At 38.8% G+C, this 16,990-nt stretch carries 11 protein-coding genes; 5 read left to right on the plus strand and 6 right to left on the minus strand.

The features are described 5' to 3' along the window. Nucleotides 1-2 precede the first annotated feature (2 nt). The 3 genes from mnmA to GQR44_RS13715 all read right to left on the minus strand — a co-directional run bounded on the left by mnmA (nucleotide 3) and on the right by GQR44_RS13715 (nucleotide 4,496). The gene (mnmA, locus tag GQR44_RS13705) at nucleotides 3-1,106 is read right to left on the minus strand and encodes a tRNA 2-thiouridine(34) synthase MnmA (RefSeq protein WP_166372326.1); all 1,104 of its coding nucleotides are present in this window, start codon (nucleotides 1,104-1,106) and stop codon (nucleotides 3-5) included. Nucleotides 1,107-1,435: 329 nt separating this feature from the next. Further along, complete coding sequence (locus GQR44_RS13710) at nucleotides 1,436-3,559, minus strand: methyl-accepting chemotaxis protein (RefSeq protein WP_166372327.1); 2,124 nt, start codon at nucleotides 3,557-3,559, stop codon at nucleotides 1,436-1,438. A 640-nt stretch (nucleotides 3,560-4,199) separates the two neighbouring features. Further along, on the minus strand, nucleotides 4,200-4,496 hold the full coding sequence (locus GQR44_RS13715; RefSeq protein ID WP_166372328.1) for a hypothetical protein: 297 nt from the start codon (nucleotides 4,494-4,496) through the stop codon (nucleotides 4,200-4,202). Nucleotides 4,497-4,788: 292 nt separating this feature from the next. Here GQR44_RS13715 and GQR44_RS13720 point away from each other — a divergent pair, with 292 nt between their 5' ends. Continuing rightward, entirely contained in the window at nucleotides 4,789-7,692 is a 2,904-nt protein-coding gene (locus GQR44_RS13720) for an FAD-binding and (Fe-S)-binding domain-containing protein (RefSeq protein ID WP_166372329.1), read from the plus strand. Nucleotides 7,693-7,880: 188 nt separating this feature from the next. Here the strand turns inward: GQR44_RS13720 and GQR44_RS13725 are convergent, their stop codons facing one another. Beyond that, on the minus strand, nucleotides 7,881-8,792 hold the full coding sequence (locus GQR44_RS13725) for a LysR family transcriptional regulator (RefSeq protein ID WP_166372374.1): 912 nt from the start codon (nucleotides 8,790-8,792) through the stop codon (nucleotides 7,881-7,883). Between the two features lie 176 nt (nucleotides 8,793-8,968). Between GQR44_RS13725 and GQR44_RS13730 the strand changes: the two genes are divergently transcribed. Then, complete coding sequence (locus GQR44_RS13730; protein ID WP_166372330.1) at nucleotides 8,969-9,631, plus strand: nitroreductase family protein; 663 nt, start codon at nucleotides 8,969-8,971, stop codon at nucleotides 9,629-9,631. A gap of 157 nt (nucleotides 9,632-9,788) precedes the next feature. Here GQR44_RS13730 and GQR44_RS13735 read toward each other — a convergent pair whose 3' ends face one another. Then, nucleotides 9,789-10,097: an antibiotic biosynthesis monooxygenase gene (locus GQR44_RS13735; protein ID WP_166372331.1), complete on the minus strand. Its 309-nt coding sequence runs from the start codon at nucleotides 10,095-10,097 to the stop codon at nucleotides 9,789-9,791. Nucleotides 10,098-10,386: 289 nt separating this feature from the next. Between GQR44_RS13735 and GQR44_RS13740 the strand changes: the two genes are divergently transcribed. The 3 genes from GQR44_RS13740 (at nucleotide 10,387) to GQR44_RS13750 (ending at nucleotide 15,422) form a co-directional block, all read left to right on the plus strand. Then, nucleotides 10,387-11,466, plus strand: a complete 1,080-nt coding sequence (locus GQR44_RS13740; protein WP_166372332.1) for an efflux RND transporter periplasmic adaptor subunit — start codon at nucleotides 10,387-10,389, stop codon at nucleotides 11,464-11,466. Next, complete coding sequence (locus tag GQR44_RS13745) at nucleotides 11,466-14,582, plus strand: multidrug efflux RND transporter permease subunit (RefSeq protein WP_166372333.1); 3,117 nt, start codon at nucleotides 11,466-11,468, stop codon at nucleotides 14,580-14,582. The genes GQR44_RS13740 and GQR44_RS13745 overlap by 1 nt, the downstream gene beginning before the upstream one ends. 369 nt (nucleotides 14,583-14,951) lie before the next feature. Continuing rightward, a complete protein-coding gene (locus GQR44_RS13750; RefSeq protein WP_166372334.1) occupies nucleotides 14,952-15,422 on the plus strand; it encodes an FKBP-type peptidyl-prolyl cis-trans isomerase in 471 nt (156 codons plus the stop codon). A 178-nt stretch (nucleotides 15,423-15,600) separates the two neighbouring features. On the opposite strand, the gene GQR44_RS13755 is transcribed toward GQR44_RS13750, so the two are convergent. Continuing rightward, entirely contained in the window at nucleotides 15,601-16,968 is a 1,368-nt protein-coding gene (locus GQR44_RS13755) for an L-serine ammonia-lyase (protein ID WP_166372335.1), read from the minus strand. Between the last annotated feature and the right edge of the window lie 22 nt (nucleotides 16,969-16,990).

Here is a 16,990-nt window from a genome sequence, read left to right on the forward strand (position 1 = left end):
CGTTACTTCTGTAAATGTTGGTCGATAATCGCACCACCTAAACACACTTCATCAAGATAAAATACGGCTGATTGCCCAGGGGTCACAGCAGCTTGAGGCTGATCGAAAATAACCTCTAGGGTATCATCATCTATCGGATTGACTGTGCATGGAATATCAGTTTGGCGGTAACGCGTTTTTACTGTACATCTGAAACTTTCTTTTTTAGGCGTTCTATCAACCCAATCACATTTTTTAGCAATCAAACCATAGGAAAACAGAGCTGGATGATCAGCACCTTGTGCCACCAATAAGCGATTATTTTCCATATCTTTACCCACTACATACCATGGGTTTTCATTAGAATTTTGTAAACCGCCAATACCAAGACCTTTACGTTGCCCTAAAGTGTGGTACATCAGTCCTTGATGTTGACCAATGACTTCATTATCTGGCGTTACAATATCGCCAGGCTGTGCAGGTAAATAAGTTTGCAAAAAGTCAGTGAATTTACGCTCACCAATAAAACAAATACCAGTACTGTCTTTTTTGTTATGGGTGACTAAATCTTGTTCTTCTGCAATACGACGCACTTCTGGTTTTTCTAATTCACCAACTGGGAATAAGGTTTTTGCGATTTGCTCGCCACCGACTGCGTATAAAAAGTAGCTTTGATCTTTATTATTATCGACACCACGTAGCAGTTGTGCTTGCCCATCTACATCTCGACGTCGACAATAATGGCCTGTAGCAATAAAATCAGCGCCTAAATCTTCAGCTGCAAATTCTAAAAAGGCTTTAAATTTAATTTCTTTATTACACATGATGTCTGGATTTGGGGTACGTCCGGCTTTGTACTCTTCTAAGAAATGCTCAAATACATTATCCCAATATTCAGCTGCAAAGTTGATGGTATGTAACTTAATACCTAACTTATCACAGACAGCTTGTGCATCTTGTAGATCCTGAGCAGCTGAACAATACTCATCGGTATCATCCTCTTCCCAGTTCTTCATGAATAAGCCTTCTACTTGATAGCCTTGCTGCTGTAATAAATAAGCAGATACTGAGGAATCAACACCACCGGAAATACCGACGATCACTTTAGTTTGGCTATTGTCTTTCATAAATTATTCTCCAACGAATTCAGCGCCAGATTTTAGCAGAATTCAGGCGCAATTAAACTAATAATGTGAGCGAGATAACGTAGCTTAATTAAACGCTCGGTATTGTTTGATTTTCAGCTGTTTTATTTGGCTATTAAAAAATAAAGCTGCTTATAAAAAAGGAAATAATAATAGGGTGGTACGATATAAATTTAAGGAAGTGAGTAAGGTTGGTATCGAGTGTTAAATCATTTAACTATTTAATGTTTCTCTCCCTAACTTCAGCACAGAATAATGAATGCGTTGAAGTTAGGTTGTTGAGGTGAAATCATCGTCATTGTCGATAAAGCTTATGCAGCGCGTTTAGATACCTCAAAACGTTCAACTAATTTGTTGAGGCGTAATACGGCATTTTGAACCAATGTGGTTTGATGGATTAATTGTTGTGAGGACGTTTCCATTTCTGTGGTTGTGGTGTGAGCTTGTTGTGCTGTTGCACCATGTCGCTCACTATTACTGGCAATTTGATTCATGGTATTGAACATTGACTCGACTGCGCTTTGTAATTTGAGGCTTCTTTCTCCTGAATCTAAGGCTAAGCTGTTTTGATCAACATTGGTTACCCCTTGCTGCATATACTTAACAGCCATTTCAGATTCGCTACTTAATTTCGACATAATATTGCCGATATGCTTGGCTGCTTCTGATGTTCTAGTGGCAAGGTTACGAACTTCATCGGCAACGACGGAGAAGCCACGGCCATGTTCACCAGCTCTAGCGGCTTCAATGGCTGCATTTAATGCCAACAGGTTGGTTTGTTCGGTTATCCCCGTAATTAAAGTCACTATCGCTTCTATCTCTTTCATCTGACCATTAACGTCATTCACGCTTTTAGCTGAGGCTAATACGATATCTTTAATTTGAGCGGTATTATTCACTGCTTGTGTATATTCCTGTTGCGTTTTACTAACAACATCTAACATCAATTCATTCATTGCTTGTGCGGAAGCGGTGGCACTGGCTATTTCACCTTGCTGCTCGTGCGATAGTTGCAACATAGAGTCAATGGAGCCCGTGGTAGTTTTACTTGCTCCATCGACATTAATACTGTGCCGTAACATCGATTCACTGACAGTATTGACTTCACTAGATGCATGGATCATTTCACCTAACATATTATCTAACCGATCGATAAAACTGTTTATCCAACGGCCCATATCTCCGGATTCATCTGCACTAAACTTAGTGGTGTCAAAGCGTTGATTTAGGTTTGCATCACCTTCTGCAAGCATTTGTAAAACGTCGACCATATGCTTTAAACGCGACGTGATTGGCTTTAAACCAAAACTACAAAAACCAATTACCCCTATTATTAATGCAACTGCAATTAAAACACTATTCTGTAAGGCACTTAAGGACATTACATAGGAGAATGCGACGGCACTAAAAAAGGGTAGGGCAATACTTAATAATAGCTTTTTACCCAAAGTATAAGTGAGTGAACGGTGACGATAAACTTCTTCTAAGTCTGCTTCACACATCATGCCCCATATATCTGGTGATCCGGGTAGTTGGAAGGTCACCCCTTTTCCAATCACTGGAATATGTCGGTAGTCAGAATAACCGGGATAATCAACATACAAATTTTCTCCGTGTTTAATTGTTTCTCTGACTCCTGGGTGTAATTGTTGCGTAGCAGGATCGGTAAAACGTATTTCAAACTCCGTATGCTGTTGTATTTTTACTGTTCCCCATTGTGTGTGCACACCCGATTTAAGGTTTTCACCATGAGAAAAAGCATTGTCTTCAAATCGCGATCGAGAAAGCGCAGTACCGCTGCTAATGGTAGGATCTTGGTTCGATTTAACCATAAAAATATAATTATCACCGGACTCACTGTAAATGTGTCCCGCTTCGCGTTGAATCAGATCCCCCATTACATCATTAGGGACTCGTCCGCACAAACAGCCTATGACTTGATTGTCCTTTATAATAGGTTGGTAAAACATTAATGTAACGGCATCATGAAAGTTAGAACTTGATGGCCCAATTAATTGCGTTTGCGAGTCTAAATAAGGGCCGTGCAAAAAAGGAGCCTGTAACCCTTTTGTAAGTATTGCTTGGTCTATTTTATGTTGTATAGGATTGTGATAACTAGAGGCTACAATTTGTCCATCTTCCATTACGATAAATAATTCTGAAAAATCATTGTTTCTTGTTAATAAGCTTTGTAACGACGTTTCCCATTGTGCTTGAGGTTGGGAGGAGATGTATAAAGCGCCATCATGAAGAAAATTCCATTGTGTACTAACCCATGATGTTAAAATGTGTACTCGCGTTTCAGCAGTGCTAGTAAAGGTTTGTTCGAGTATTTTTTTACGATCTTTATTCAACCAACAAGCTTTTCCTAATGCAAGTTTGCCAGTTGCGCCAAGCCATGGTAACCAATGTTTTTCTTTAGCGGTTAGATCCATTTTATATCCCTTAATACTATTTTATTAACAGGATAAGCAAATTAAATACCAAGTACTCACCATGAGGTATTTAATTTTTTTTGCCATTTAAAACATAGAGTTATATTTTTGCTATTCGAGATCTTTTATGTTGCAGCTATTTTTATTTAGTTTTATTGTATGACTTAATTGATTTTTGCTCTAATTTGGGGCGATTGGCTTATTTTGGTGCACTTAAATGACGGGAGGCAGTTGTCTTATAACCCATCCCTTTTACTTGCCGTTTCTCATTCAGATGTTTTTTTGAGTGTAAAATCATTATGTTGTGTACTGAAATGACTGTTTATAATAACTATTTTTAGATATTGATGAGGCTCGTAAAACAAGACGTTTACTTACCTATTTATTGAAACTTAATAACAGGTTTATCGAAACTTATTGAAAAATAAAAGCTGCAAAATTTGTTATTTAACCTCGATTCAGGCTCTCAATTCTGATTAATGAAAGAGGAATTATATTTAAAATCATAAAATTATATTTTTGGGCTATACAGAGCCGTTAGTTTTACGTAATTCAAGGCGAGTTATTGAGAGATAGTTTAACGAAGAAATCCGCGGAAAGAACGGTGTTCTATCGCTTTGCTTATCCAGGGCTTAGGTTATTAAGAGACTAACTCTGGACCCAAACGAAGACGTGCTTCATCGGCGTCAAAATAGTCTTTGTCAGTTAATAGGTGCGTTAACTGTTGCATTGAAATTTCTTTATTGGCGATTAAATTCAGAATACGTTGTTTACAGTGATTAATAGTTGTGTCTTCATCTAACGCTAAGTATTCACGGCAAAAGTACAGTTGTGGTAAACCTAAAGAGAAAGCCGTTAATTGTGCGAATTGCATGGCATTTAGTGTGAGGGTTATTTTTTCGAATTCTACTTGTGTGCTTTTAATATCATCTGACATTTAATTGTGCTCATTTAAGGAAATCTTTACAAACTCTACATGAAAAACATTAACTTGTCGTTCACAGCGCAGAATTACCCTATCAGGGAAGCACTCATTAGTTAATGTTCTATCCCATACTCACCCCAATAATTTCACTCAGGTCACATTGTTTAATAATTAATACATTCGGTATTGCAATTTAATCATAACTTTATCGACGCTCAGAAAACTGCTCTTAATATCAATGCTTATGTTTTAAAAGTAATTGCGATGATTACTTGAACGTTATCGACTTAAATGAGGATAAATGATGTCTGCTAGCCATTTGCAAAAATTTCAACAGTTGAAAGAGACCTTACTTGCTTGTATAGAACCTGCTCGAATTTATAGTGATCCCGCTCAGCGACTTGCTTATGGAACTGATGCTAGTTTTTACCGTTTAATTCCGAAAATGGTGCTGCGCTTAAATAATGTTAATGAAGTCATTCATACGCTTAAAAGTTGTCAGGCATTGAATATTGCTTGTACTTTTAGAGCGGCAGGGACCAGTTTATCTGGGCAGGCGGTTTCAGATTCGGTCCTTATTACCTTAAGCGACGATTGGCGAGGGCATGAAATAATTGATAATGGCCAGCAAATAAAATTACAGCCCGGTGTAATTGGTGCTGATGCGAATAAATACTTACAACCTTTTGGGCGTAAAATAGGGCCTGATCCTGCTTCTATTAATACCTGTAAAATAGGTGGGATTGCAGCTAATAATGCCAGTGGTATGTGCTGTGGTGTGGCACAAAACTCTTATCGTACAGTGGAAAGCATGAAATTAATTTTTGCTGATGCGGCTCAACTTGATACTGCAGATAACGATAGTGTTATTGCATTTAAAGCACAGCATAAAGCGCTGATTGAAGGAATAGAGCAACTTTCACAGCAAGTTGCCAATGACGCAACCTTAAGCGCACTGATTAAACATAAATATCGCCTTAAAAATACTACTGGATACTCTTTAAATGCACTGGTGGATTATCAAGATCCGATTGAAATCATCAAACATTTAATGATTGGCTCTGAAGGTACACTTGGTTTCATTAGTGAAATTACCTATAACACTGTGATAGAGCATAAACATAAAGCATCTGCATTAATTGTTTTTAATGATATTGAAACAGCCTGTAAAGTGGTTTCAGAACTGGCTCATTTGCCTGTGTCTGCAGTTGAAATGATGGACGGTAGAGCGATGCGCTCAATTGCTAATAAACCGGGCATGCCAGACTTTATTAAAAGCTTAGACCTTGAGGCTGGAACCCTATTAATTGAGTCTAGAGCTAGTGATCTAGAGACCTTAGATCAGCAATGCAACACAGTAATGAAAACAATACACAAATATAGTGTGAGTGAGTCTATTGCTTTCACAAGCGATACAGTGGTGGTAGAAACATTATGGGCTATCCGTAAAGGTTTATTTCCAGCAGTGGGTGCAGTGAGAGAGGTGGGGACTACCGTCATCATTGAAGATGTTGCTTTTCCAGTTGAACATTTAGCGGCTGGCGTACGAGATTTACAACAACTTTTTGACCGATTTAATTACACTGAAGCGATTATTTTTGGTCACGCATTAGATGGTAATTTACATTTTGTGTTTACTCAGGGATTTGAATCTCCTGATGAAGTTAAGCGTTACAGTGACTTCATGGATGAATTGACTCAGCTAGTAGCGGTGAAACATTCGGGCTCTTTAAAAGCGGAACATGGAACGGGAAGAAATATGGCACCCTACGTCGAGCTTGAGTGGGGTAAAGCAGGTTATGCGTTAATGCAGCAGATTAAACGTATATTTGATCCTACTGGATTATTGAATCCGGGCGTGATCATTAATGAAGATAAAAAAGCACATATTCATAATCTGAAACCAATGCCGCAAGCGGATGAGTTAGTTGACCGTTGTATTGAATGTGGCTTTTGTGAGCCAGTTTGTCCATCACGTACCTTGACCTTATCACCTCGTCAAAGGATCGTGCTTTATCGAGAAATTAAACGCAGCGAAAGAGCAGGCGAGACGGCATATTCAAAATCCTTAACTAAAACATTTCAGTATCAGGGAATAGACACCTGTGCAGCGACGGGATTATGTGCTGATCGCTGCCCTGTTGGCATTAATACAGGCGATTTAGTTAAAAAGTTGCGAACAGCCAAATATCAGCAATTCACTCCTATTGCACGTTGGACTGCTAATCATTTTACGACAACCAATAAACTGCTTAATCTAGGGTTAAAAGTGAACCAAATAGCGCAAAAAGCGTTAGGTGCTGAGCGGATCAATAAAGTGAGTAAAGGGGTTGCTCAATTATCCACCCATAAAGCGCAACGATGGTCACCACAAGTCCCAACTGCAAATCGCTACCAGCTTAAAACAACGAATGTTGAAAGCTCACTCAAAAGTGAGTCGACTATTGCACCGGTAAGTGAATCAACAAGTGAGTCGACAAGAAAGGCCTCTTTTAATCCAAACCTAGCTAAGAAAGTGGTTTACCTTGCTTCATGTGCGAGCCGTTCCATGGGCCAGCAAGCAGATAATAAAGATCAGCGTTCATTAACGGAAGTCACCACCTCTTTACTTATTAAAGCTGGTTTTGACATTATCGTTCCTGACGCGATTAATGAATTATGTTGTGGTCAGCCGCACGATAGTAAGGGATTCAAAGAAGTTGCTAAGTTAAAATCTCAACAGTTAGAGGCTGCCTTATGGAAAGCCAGTGAGCAAGGAAAGTGGCCTGTGCTGATCGATACCAGTCCCTGTGCTAAACGCAGTGTTGAACAATTTTCGCAGCAAATGGAAATACTAGAGCCAAGCCAATTTGTGCTTAACTATTTACTAGATTATTTAACTATTTCACCGTTGCAAGAAACGATTATGTTGCATATCACCTGCAGTACTCGACGTCAGGCATTAGATAAACAAATGTTACAACTTGCACAACGTTGTGCAAGCGAGGTGATAGTGCCTGAGCATATTGAATGTTGCGGGTGGGCTGGTGATAAAGGGTTTACCACACCAGAGCTTAATGCGGCGGCATTATTGCCATTGAAGTCACAAGTTCCAGCGCATTGTACGCGTGGTTATAGTAATAGCCGTACCTGTGAGATTGGCTTGTCAAAACACAGTGGCATTGCTTATCAGTCCATTTTGTATTTAGTTGATGAGGTCAGTGCTTAAAGTGGAATTGGATAAAATATTTCCTCTGCATTAACCCCTCTCAAGGGAAAATAGTTGTGCTTACTAGAGTGATACGTAAACAACCATAGGGTGACATAAGATCAGAATACTTATAGTGCAGTGTATCGCTCCTATTATTTATGCAGTTACTGATACCCGCCCCCTTAATAAACCATTATTGTCGTTCCTTAAGGGGGTGGGTAGCGCTTGCTGAATTCGCTGAATTTCTGTTGTAAAAAGTCAATCACCATGCGTAATTGCTTTCTAGGGTAATCAGTTTGTAAGTAGACTAATTGCAAAGGAATATCTTCTGTTAAATAGTCGGTTAACAAAACTTTCAAACGACCTTGTTCGACGTCTTCTGCAATATCGATCCAACTTTTATAAGCAATACCATGCCCTGCAATAGCCCACTCTCTTAATAATGCACCATCATTGGTTGTTTTAATGGGTGAAATTGGCACTTGTATGCGTTGGTTATCTTTATTAAAGGTCCATTGTTGATGATTTTTATTACCTAAATTCCAATTTAATAATTTATGTTGTTGCAGTTCGGCAGGGCTATTAGGTTGACCAAATGCGTTAATATAATCAGGAGAAGCAACCACATAACGTGGTGATGATGTTAAGTAACGACGTTTAAGTGCTGAATCTGCTAAATGTCCATAACGTAATGCCAGTTGAATTTTATGATCCATTAAATCACTCATGTGATCGCTTAAATGTAAGGTTAACGTTAAAGAAGGCGCAGCAGCTAAAAATTCATCCAGCCAAGCACTCACAATATTCCTGCCTAAATCAGAGGGCATACTTAACCCTAAGTCGCCACTTAATTGGTCATTATTATTGTTTAAGGTGTTACTCGCTAACTCTAATATTTTTATTGCTTCACGACTACTTTCAATAAACAATTGACCTTCTTCGGTTAACTGCATATTTCGTGTTGAGCGAACGAATAGTTGGCAGTTCAATCTTTGCTCTAGGCGCTTGAGTGCAGCACTTGCTGCGGCAGGTGTTAGGTTTAGTTCGCGACTGGCTGCGGAAATGTTTTGTAAGTCTGCAATTCGGATTGCTAATTTAAGATCGTTTAAGTGATACATATTCAAAAATAATTATCAAGTTATTCAAATTTATGATGGATTATCAAATAAAAGAATCAAGTGTACAATGTATTTATTCGTAATCGAGCCTATAGGCTCTATCGCTCATATCGACAAGAATAAATAGATCGCTTTAAAGTGTTCGCTACCAACAACAAACAAATGAGAGTCAGACCATGACAACACATGAACAGATTATTACAGATTTAGAAAAACGTTATACGGCAAAAAAATATGATTCAAGCAAAAAAGTTTCACAGCAAGACTTAGATGTTTTATACCAAGCATTACGTCTTTCACCTTCATCAATCAACTCACAACCTTGGAAATTTATTGTGATTGAAAGTGATGCCGCTAAACAAAGAATGTTTGATACTTTTGCTAATAAATTTCAATTTAATCAACCGCATGTTTTTGCTTGTTCACATATTATCTTATTTGCACATAACCCAGCTTACACGCGTGCTGATTATGAAAAAGTAGTCGACCAAGGTATCGTTGATAATCGCACTAAATTAGAAGATAAAGAAAAAGCATTCGGCGGTTACGCTTTTGCTGATATGAATACTGATGAGCAAGGTCGTAATGCAAGCTGGACTAAATCTCAAACTTATATTGCATTAGGTAATGCAATGCATACGTTAGCGCGTTTAAAAGTAGATTCAACTCCGATGGAAGGTGTCGATAGCCAACTAATAGGTGAAATTTTTGCTGATGAGCTAGGTGGATATGAATGTGACGTTGCATTAGCAATTGGTTACCATCATCCATCTGAGGATTATAATGCGAAATTGGCTAAATCAAGACTGACAATGGAAAAAGTATTAACTGTTATTTAATATTGAATTATTTACAGGGTATTATTTTTTCTTTTAAAACAAGCAACTACACAGAAATATTTACAGGGATACTTGTGAGACTGTAATAAAAACGTTGTAGTTGCTTGTTTTTTTTAGTTTAAGGTTTTGGTTTATATTCGATACGATGAATAAATGTTTAAATTTTTGTGCCGATTAAATGATCTAATACAGGCACTAATACTAATGGTTGAGCAGAGCTAATGATTGCAGTTAGCATTTTAACTCGCGCACCTTCATGTTTATCTTCCAACCCTTGTGCTTTCAAATAATGCTCTTCACTTATCCACTGACTGTAAGAAACCCATTGATTATCCTTAGTTTTATGTAAACGAGAGCCTAGAGCACCGTATTTTTCAATATTTCGTTGTACTAACTCTGTCCAACCTTCTTTAAATACTTTTTCATGTGCTGGATTTATTTCCCAACGAAATAATACAGTAACCATAAACTACTACTCCTAATGACTTGTTTTGTTCGTGTTGTCGATAAAGATAATTGTTTCTATTATAGCCATGCCTGAATCTTACTTACTGTGAGTTAATTTGATTTTTGCGATAAATTATTTTTATTTTCATGCTTTTTAAGCATTTAGCGTATTTATTTTCTCTCTTTTTTAGCATATCTCCACATTTTCTTCACAATCTTTGCCTTTTTTTACTTTATGATAGAAGCAATAGTTGAATGCTATTGTCTTTTTCTTGTTACTCGAACCATATCTACTAGAAGATCAAATAATGAATAAATCAAAGAAGGTTTTTATTTTTGCGGGGCTATTATTGAGTGTCGTTAGCAGTTTAGCTTCTGCTCGTGGTCCAGCACCCGCTGTACCTGTTCATAGTGATGTGGTTGCGATGCATGAAGTTGCTCAATCCTTAACCCTGATCGGTAAGTTACAAGCCGAACAATTTGTTAGCATTGCCTCAGAAGTGACAGCCAAAGTCACACGGATAGCGGTAGAAGCAAACCAAACAGTAAAAAAAGGGCAACTACTTATTCAATTAGATGATGCTAAAGCAAAAGCTTTATTGGCTGAAGCTAGGGCTTATTTACGAGATGAACAAAGGAAGCTAAAAGATTTTCAGCGTTTAATAAAAAAGCAGGCCGTCACACAAACAGAATTTGATGGACAAGCCTCGGTAGTTGCAATTGCTAAAGCGCGTTTACTTGCAGCACAAGTTTTTGTTGATAATCACCGTCTTGTTGCCCCTTTCGCTGGCACCATCGGTTTACTGGACTTTAGTGAAGGTAAAACCGTAGCCATAGGTGAAACGTTACTGACCTTAGATGACCTCTCTGAAATGACTTTAGATTTACCTGTCCCTGAGCGTTATTTATCTATGGTCGAAATTGGTATGGATGTTTCAGCTATTAGCCGTGCGTGGTCCGATACTTCGTTTATAGGTAAAGTAGCCGCTGTTGATTCGCGTATCAATCCTGACACCTTGAACCTACGTGTTCGTTTGCTTTTCGATAATAAAAGTCAACAATTAAAGCCCGGTATGATGATGAAGTCTCAGCTGGTGTTTGCCGCTGTTAATGAGCCTATTATTGAAGTGCAATCGCTGGAGTACTCAGGTACTAAACGCTTTGTGTATGTGATTGGTGATGATAATAAAGTACAACGTAGAGAGGTGACCCTCGGTGCGCGTATCGGTGACCAAGCTTTAATTGAATCAGGTTTGGAAATTGGAGAGCGTATTGTCGTGCAAGGTTTGGTGAATATGCGTGATGGTCTAGTCATCAATGATTTAGGTAAAGAAGGTTCAGCAGCAGATGTTAATGCGAAAGCAAATACTGACAAGGACCGTAAATAATGTGGCTATCAGATGTGTCGGTAAAACGGCCGGTAATGGCAATAGTATTAAGCTTATTGCTGTGTGTATTTGGTGCAGTTTCTTTTAGTAAGCTCTCTGTTCGTGAAATGCCGGATATAGAAAGCCCGGTTGTATCGGTCATGACTCGTTATGAAGGAGCAAGTGCAACCATCATGGAGAGTCAGGTTACTGCTGTTATTGAAGATCAAATTACAGGTATTAGCGGTATTGATGACATTGAGTCAGTTACTCGAAATGGTATGTCACGTATCACGGTGACATTTGATTTAGGTTGGGACTTAACCGAAGGCGTTAGCGATATTCGTGATGCAGTAGCTAAAGCAGAACGAAGTTTACCCGATGAAGCCGATGAGCCTATTGTTTCTAAAAATAACGGTTCAGGTGAGCCTTCCCTTTATATTAATCTTAACTCGACAACCATGGATAGGACTCAACTTACCGATTATGCAGATCGTATTTTGGTAGACCGATTTAGTTTGATCAGCGGTGTGAGTTCAGTGGATTTATCGGGTGGCTTATACAAGGTCATGTATGTGAAGTTATATCCAGACATGATGGCTGGCCGATCTGTGACCACAAATGACATTGTTAATGCATTACAAACCGAAAATGTTGAAAATCCTGGAGGTGAAGTACGCAATGACACCACGGTGATGTCAGTTAGAACAGCACGCTTATATGCGGAACCTCAAGATTTTGATTATTTAGTGGTTCGGACTGCCAATGATGGGACTCCTATTTATTTAAAAGATGTCGCAAAAGTCTATGTAGGAGCTGAAAATGAAAACTCTGCCTTCAAAAGTAATGGAGTGGTTAATCTAAGCTTAGGTATTGTTGCCCAATCCGATGCTAACCCATTACAAGTTGCTGCTGCTGTGCGCAAAGAAGTGGATAATATTCAACAGTTTTTACCTGAAAATACGACCTTGTTAGTGGATTATGATTCGACTGTATTTATCGAGCGTTCTATTGAAGAGGTTTATAACACCTTAATGATCACTGGTGGGCTGGTGATCTTGGTCTTGTATATTTTTATTGGTCAAGCAAGGGCCACCATCATTCCTGCCATTACAGTACCTGTATCGTTAATTTCCGCTTTTATTGCAGCCTATTATTTCGGATTCTCCATCAATTTAATTACCTTAATGGCGCTAATTTTATCGATAGGGCTGGTGGTTGATGATGCGATCGTGGTGGTTGAGAATATTTTCCACCACCTTGAAAAAGGGGAAAAACCCTTGATGGCTGCTTATAAGGGCGCCAGAGAAGTTGGTTTTGCTGTTATCGCGACCACTATGGTGTTGGTGATGGTTTTTTTACCTATCTCCTTTATGGACGGCATGGTAGGACTATTATTTACTGAGTTTTCAGTATTACTCGCCATGTCGGTTATTTTCTCATCCTTTATTGCCTTAACATTAACGCCCGTATTAGCGAGTAAAATGTTAAAAGAGCATCAACAACAAAACCGTTTTAACCGTTGGGTGGATAAACAGTTTTCACGCTTAGAAAGTGTTTATCGTGGTGGTTTAGTCTATGCAATGAAATTACGTTTAACGGCCCCCTTAGTTATTTTGGCTTGTATTGCGGGGAGTTACTTTTTAATGCAACAAATTCCTTCACAATTAGCGCCTAAGGAAGATAGAGGGGTGATCTTCGCTTTTGTGAAAGGAGCCGAAGGCACTAGTTTTAACCGTATGTCGGCTAATATGGATTTAGTACAAGCGCGTTTGATGCCTCTATTAGGTCAAGGTGTGATCAAGTCTTTTAGTACTCAAGCGCCCGCATTTGGTGGTAACGCGGGTGACCAAACCGGTTTCGTTATTATGATTTTAGAAGACTGGAATGAGCGAAGTGTATCGGCCAATCAAGCGCTTGGTTTGGTTAATAAAGCATTAAAAAATCTACCTGATATTAAAGTGCGTCCATTATTACCAGGTTTCAGAGGAGGATCTGGTGACCAAGTTGAGTTTGTACTTGGTGGTTCCGATTACCCTGAGCTAGCCAAGTATGCCGAGCTATTAAGGCAACATGCTGAAGCAGATGGCATACTCATTAATGGTGATTTAGATTATTCAGAAAAAACACCGGAATTAGTGGTGACCTTAGACAAACAGAGAGCGGCGGAATTAGGAGTGAGTTTGGATGAACTATCTCAAACCTTAGAAGTGATGCTCGGAGGTCGTAGTGAAACCACTTATATCGATCGCGGTGAAGAGTATGATGTTTATTTACGCGGTGATGAAAACAGCTTCAATAATGTCAGTGATTTAAGTCAGATTTATATGCGCACCAATCGTGGTGAATTGATCACTTTAGATACTATTGCTGATATCGAAGAGGTGGCTTCCGCCAACCGTTTGTCTCATTACAATAAACAAAAATCAATTACCTTAGGCGGAAGTGCCGCAGAAGGGAAATCTTTGGGGCAAGTATTAGATTACCTGGACGCAAAAGCAATAGAGTTACTGCCAAGTGACATTTCAGTCTCGTATAATGGTGAGTCGAAAGAATACAAAGAAAACCGTAGTAGCGTGTTAATTGTATTTGGACTTGCTTTATTAGTGGCCTATTTAGTGCTAGCTGCTCAATTTGAAAGCTTTATCAACCCTTTAGTGGTCATGTTAACCGTACCGATGGGGGTGTTGGGTGGCTTTATTGGTATGGTTGTGATGAGTCAGGGATTAAATATCTACAGTCAAATTGGCATGATCATGTTGATTGGTATGGTAACAAAAAATGGTATTTTGATTGTTGAATTTGCTAATCAATTACGTGATAGAGGCGCTGCGCTAGAAGTTGCGATCATTGATGCCTCTGCACGTCGTTTACGACCTATTTTGATGACTGCGTTCACTACGCTGGCGGGTTCAATTCCACTCATTATATCTTCAGGTGCAGGCTCTGAGAGTCGAATCGCAGTGGGAACGGTGGTGTTTTTTGGAATGGCGTTTGCGACCATGGTGACCTTGTTTGTTATTCCTGCTATGTACCGTTTAATCTCCGGTAATACACATTCACCGGGTTACGTAGAAAAACAACTTAATGAAGAGCTAAGATTGAATGCAATGGAAACAACAAAGAGCAGAAATTAAACGTATTATTTCGATTCTCCATTAAGTTAAATGCTTGATGGGTTGAAAACTTAACGTAATAAAGCAGTGAGAAAATTAGTTTTCTCACTGCTTTCCGATATTCATGACTGTTTAGGGCTTATTCATTCTCTATCTATTATCCACTGTCTGTTTATTTTCAGCGGTCCTTTTCCCTTTTATGTCTCATTACTGAACTGCCGCATAATAAGCTTTCAGCTAAGCTCCATGCCCTGTTTTTTATGATTGCTATGATTAGAGCGGTATCTGTGACCGGTATTGTGCGTGTATCTTAAATTAGAGTTAAATAAACCAGTAAAATTTAGTACAGTCAGCACTTCATTTTATGTTTTACAAATTCAGGAAGTTAGTATGATTAAATTTATTCTTATTGCGTTAATTCTAGTCGTCGCATTTTTTATTTTTCAATCTATGAACGCAGGTAAAAATGCGCCAGAAAATATTGCTAAAGGAGAGGTGTTTTTAACTGAAAATGCAACTAAAGAAGGGGTGATGATGACGGATTCCGGTCTGCAATATGAGATATTAGAAAAAGGCGAAGGGACAGTACACCCAACCGCAAAAAGTAACGTACAAGTTCATTATCATGGCACATTGCTTGACGGTACGGTTTTTGACAGCTCAGTAGACCGTGGTGAGCCTATTTCTTTTGGTTTGCATCAAGTTATTCCAGGTTGGACGGAAGGTGTTCAATTGATGGTGGAAGGGGATAAATTCCGTTTCTTCATTCCGAGTAAACTTGCTTATGGCAATCGAAGTGCAGGTAAAATTACCCCCGGGTCATTATTGATTTTTGATGTTGAGTTATTAAAAATAAACTAATATAGCGATGTATTGAATAAAGCCATTTATTAAATACAACACGTATAAAGTAAAAAGTGTGTTGATTGGCTTATAACGATTTCTAGATAATAACAACCTCTTAATTGTAAGAGGTTGTTATTCATTAGTTAGTGCCGGTTAACAGAAAAGAAATCAGTCTCAGTTAGTAGATAATAACTTATTCGCAAGGCGGCGCTAGGTGAATCACAGCCAATCCACCCTGTGATGTTTCACGGTATTTTTTATTCATATCTTTACCAGTTTGAAACATAGTAGCGATCACTTTATCTAACGAAATGAGTGATTTACTATTACGTTTTAAGGCCATTCTAGAGGCATTAATCGCTTTCATTGCACCCATTGCATTACGCTCTATACAGGGGATTTGTACTAATCCACCGATCGGGTCACAGGTCATACCTAGTGAATGCTCCATTGCTATTTCAGCGGCGATACAAATTTGCTCATTACTACCGCCTCGAATTGCTGTTAAACCTGCTGCTGCCATTGATGATGAAACGCCAATTTCACCTTGGCAACCTACTTCTGCCCCTGAAATAGAAGCATTCATTTTATATAGCATTCCAATCGCTGCTGATACGGCTAAAAAGTCCTTTAATTTCGCTGTATCAATTTCACGTATGTATTTGTTGTAATACATTAAGACTGAAGGGATAACTCCTGCTGCACCATTGGTCGGGGATGTGACCACTTGCCCGCCAGCTGCATTTTCTTCACTAACCGCAAAGGCATACAGGTTAACCCAATCTAAAATACTCATTGGGTCGTTATCAATCCCTTCACTAGATTGTAGTGTTTTTAATAAAGCGGGTGCTCGGCGCACAACCTGTAAACCACCTTCTAGGATGCCTTCTGTTTTCAGGCCTCGCTCCAGACATAGTGAGATCACTTTCCATATCTTCTCAGCCGTTTCATCGAGTTGTTGCTCACTGCAAAAACTAAGCTCATTCTTTAATACCAAGCCACCAATGCTTAATCCATTTCGGTCTGCTTGGTTGAGTAAGCTTTCTGCTGAATTAAAAGGGTAAGGTACGCTATTTTTAGGTGTTTTAACGGGGTTTAATAATTGCTCTTCTGTGCTGATAAACCCGCCACCGGTTGAGTAATAAGTGTGAGAGTCGATTTGTTTATCTTGCTCATAAGCCATCAAACGCATTCCATTTTCATGCAATGGCAAGCTTTCACGTTTAAACTCAATATCAATCTCTGGATTAAATGCAATGCTCTGTGTATTTAAAAACGGCAGCATGTTTGTTTCTGCAATTTCCTTTAATAATTTATTGGCAGTATTGGTTTTTACTGTATCTGGTTTAAAGCCCATTAAACCTAACATGATAGCTCTATCTGTATGGTGCCCCTTGCCCGTTAACGACAAAGATCCATACAGTTCAATTTTAATACTGGTAATACGTTCTATATTTTCTTGGTTAGCAGTGGCAAACAGATAAGCGGCTAGCATAGGGCCACTGGTATGTGAGCTCGACGGCCCAATACCTATTTTATAAATATCAAAAATTGAAAGCATAGTTACTTCCTAATGGTAGAAA

This window comes from Psychromonas sp. SA13A (assembly GCF_011378715.1).
Taxonomy (GTDB): domain Bacteria; phylum Pseudomonadota; class Gammaproteobacteria; order Enterobacterales; family Psychromonadaceae; genus Psychromonas.

Coding starts and splice junctions, on each gene's coding strand:
- GQR44_RS13740 (WP_166372332.1), top strand. CDS start 10,387: ATGAATAAATCAAAGAAGGTTTTTATTTTTGCGGGGCTATTATTGAGT.
- GQR44_RS13745 (WP_166372333.1), top strand. CDS start 11,466: ATGTGGCTATCAGATGTGTCGGTAAAACGGCCGGTAATGGCAATAGTA.
- GQR44_RS13720 (WP_166372329.1), top strand. CDS start 4,789: ATGTCTGCTAGCCATTTGCAAAAATTTCAACAGTTGAAAGAGACCTTA.
- GQR44_RS13730 (WP_166372330.1), top strand. CDS start 8,969: ATGACAACACATGAACAGATTATTACAGATTTAGAAAAACGTTATACG.
- GQR44_RS13715 (WP_166372328.1), bottom strand. CDS start 4,496: ATGTCAGATGATATTAAAAGCACACAAGTAGAATTCGAAAAAATAACC.
- GQR44_RS13735 (WP_166372331.1), bottom strand. CDS start 10,097: ATGGTTACTGTATTATTTCGTTGGGAAATAAATCCAGCACATGAAAAA.
- GQR44_RS13725 (WP_166372374.1), bottom strand. CDS start 8,792: ATGTATCACTTAAACGATCTTAAATTAGCAATCCGAATTGCAGACTTA.
- GQR44_RS13710 (WP_166372327.1), bottom strand. CDS start 3,559: ATGGATCTAACCGCTAAAGAAAAACATTGGTTACCATGGCTTGGCGCA.
- GQR44_RS13750 (WP_166372334.1), top strand. CDS start 14,952: ATGATTAAATTTATTCTTATTGCGTTAATTCTAGTCGTCGCATTTTTT.
- mnmA (WP_166372326.1), bottom strand. CDS start 1,106: ATGAAAGACAATAGCCAAACTAAAGTGATCGTCGGTATTTCCGGTGGT.
- GQR44_RS13755 (WP_166372335.1), bottom strand. CDS start 16,968: ATGCTTTCAATTTTTGATATTTATAAAATAGGTATTGGGCCGTCGAGC.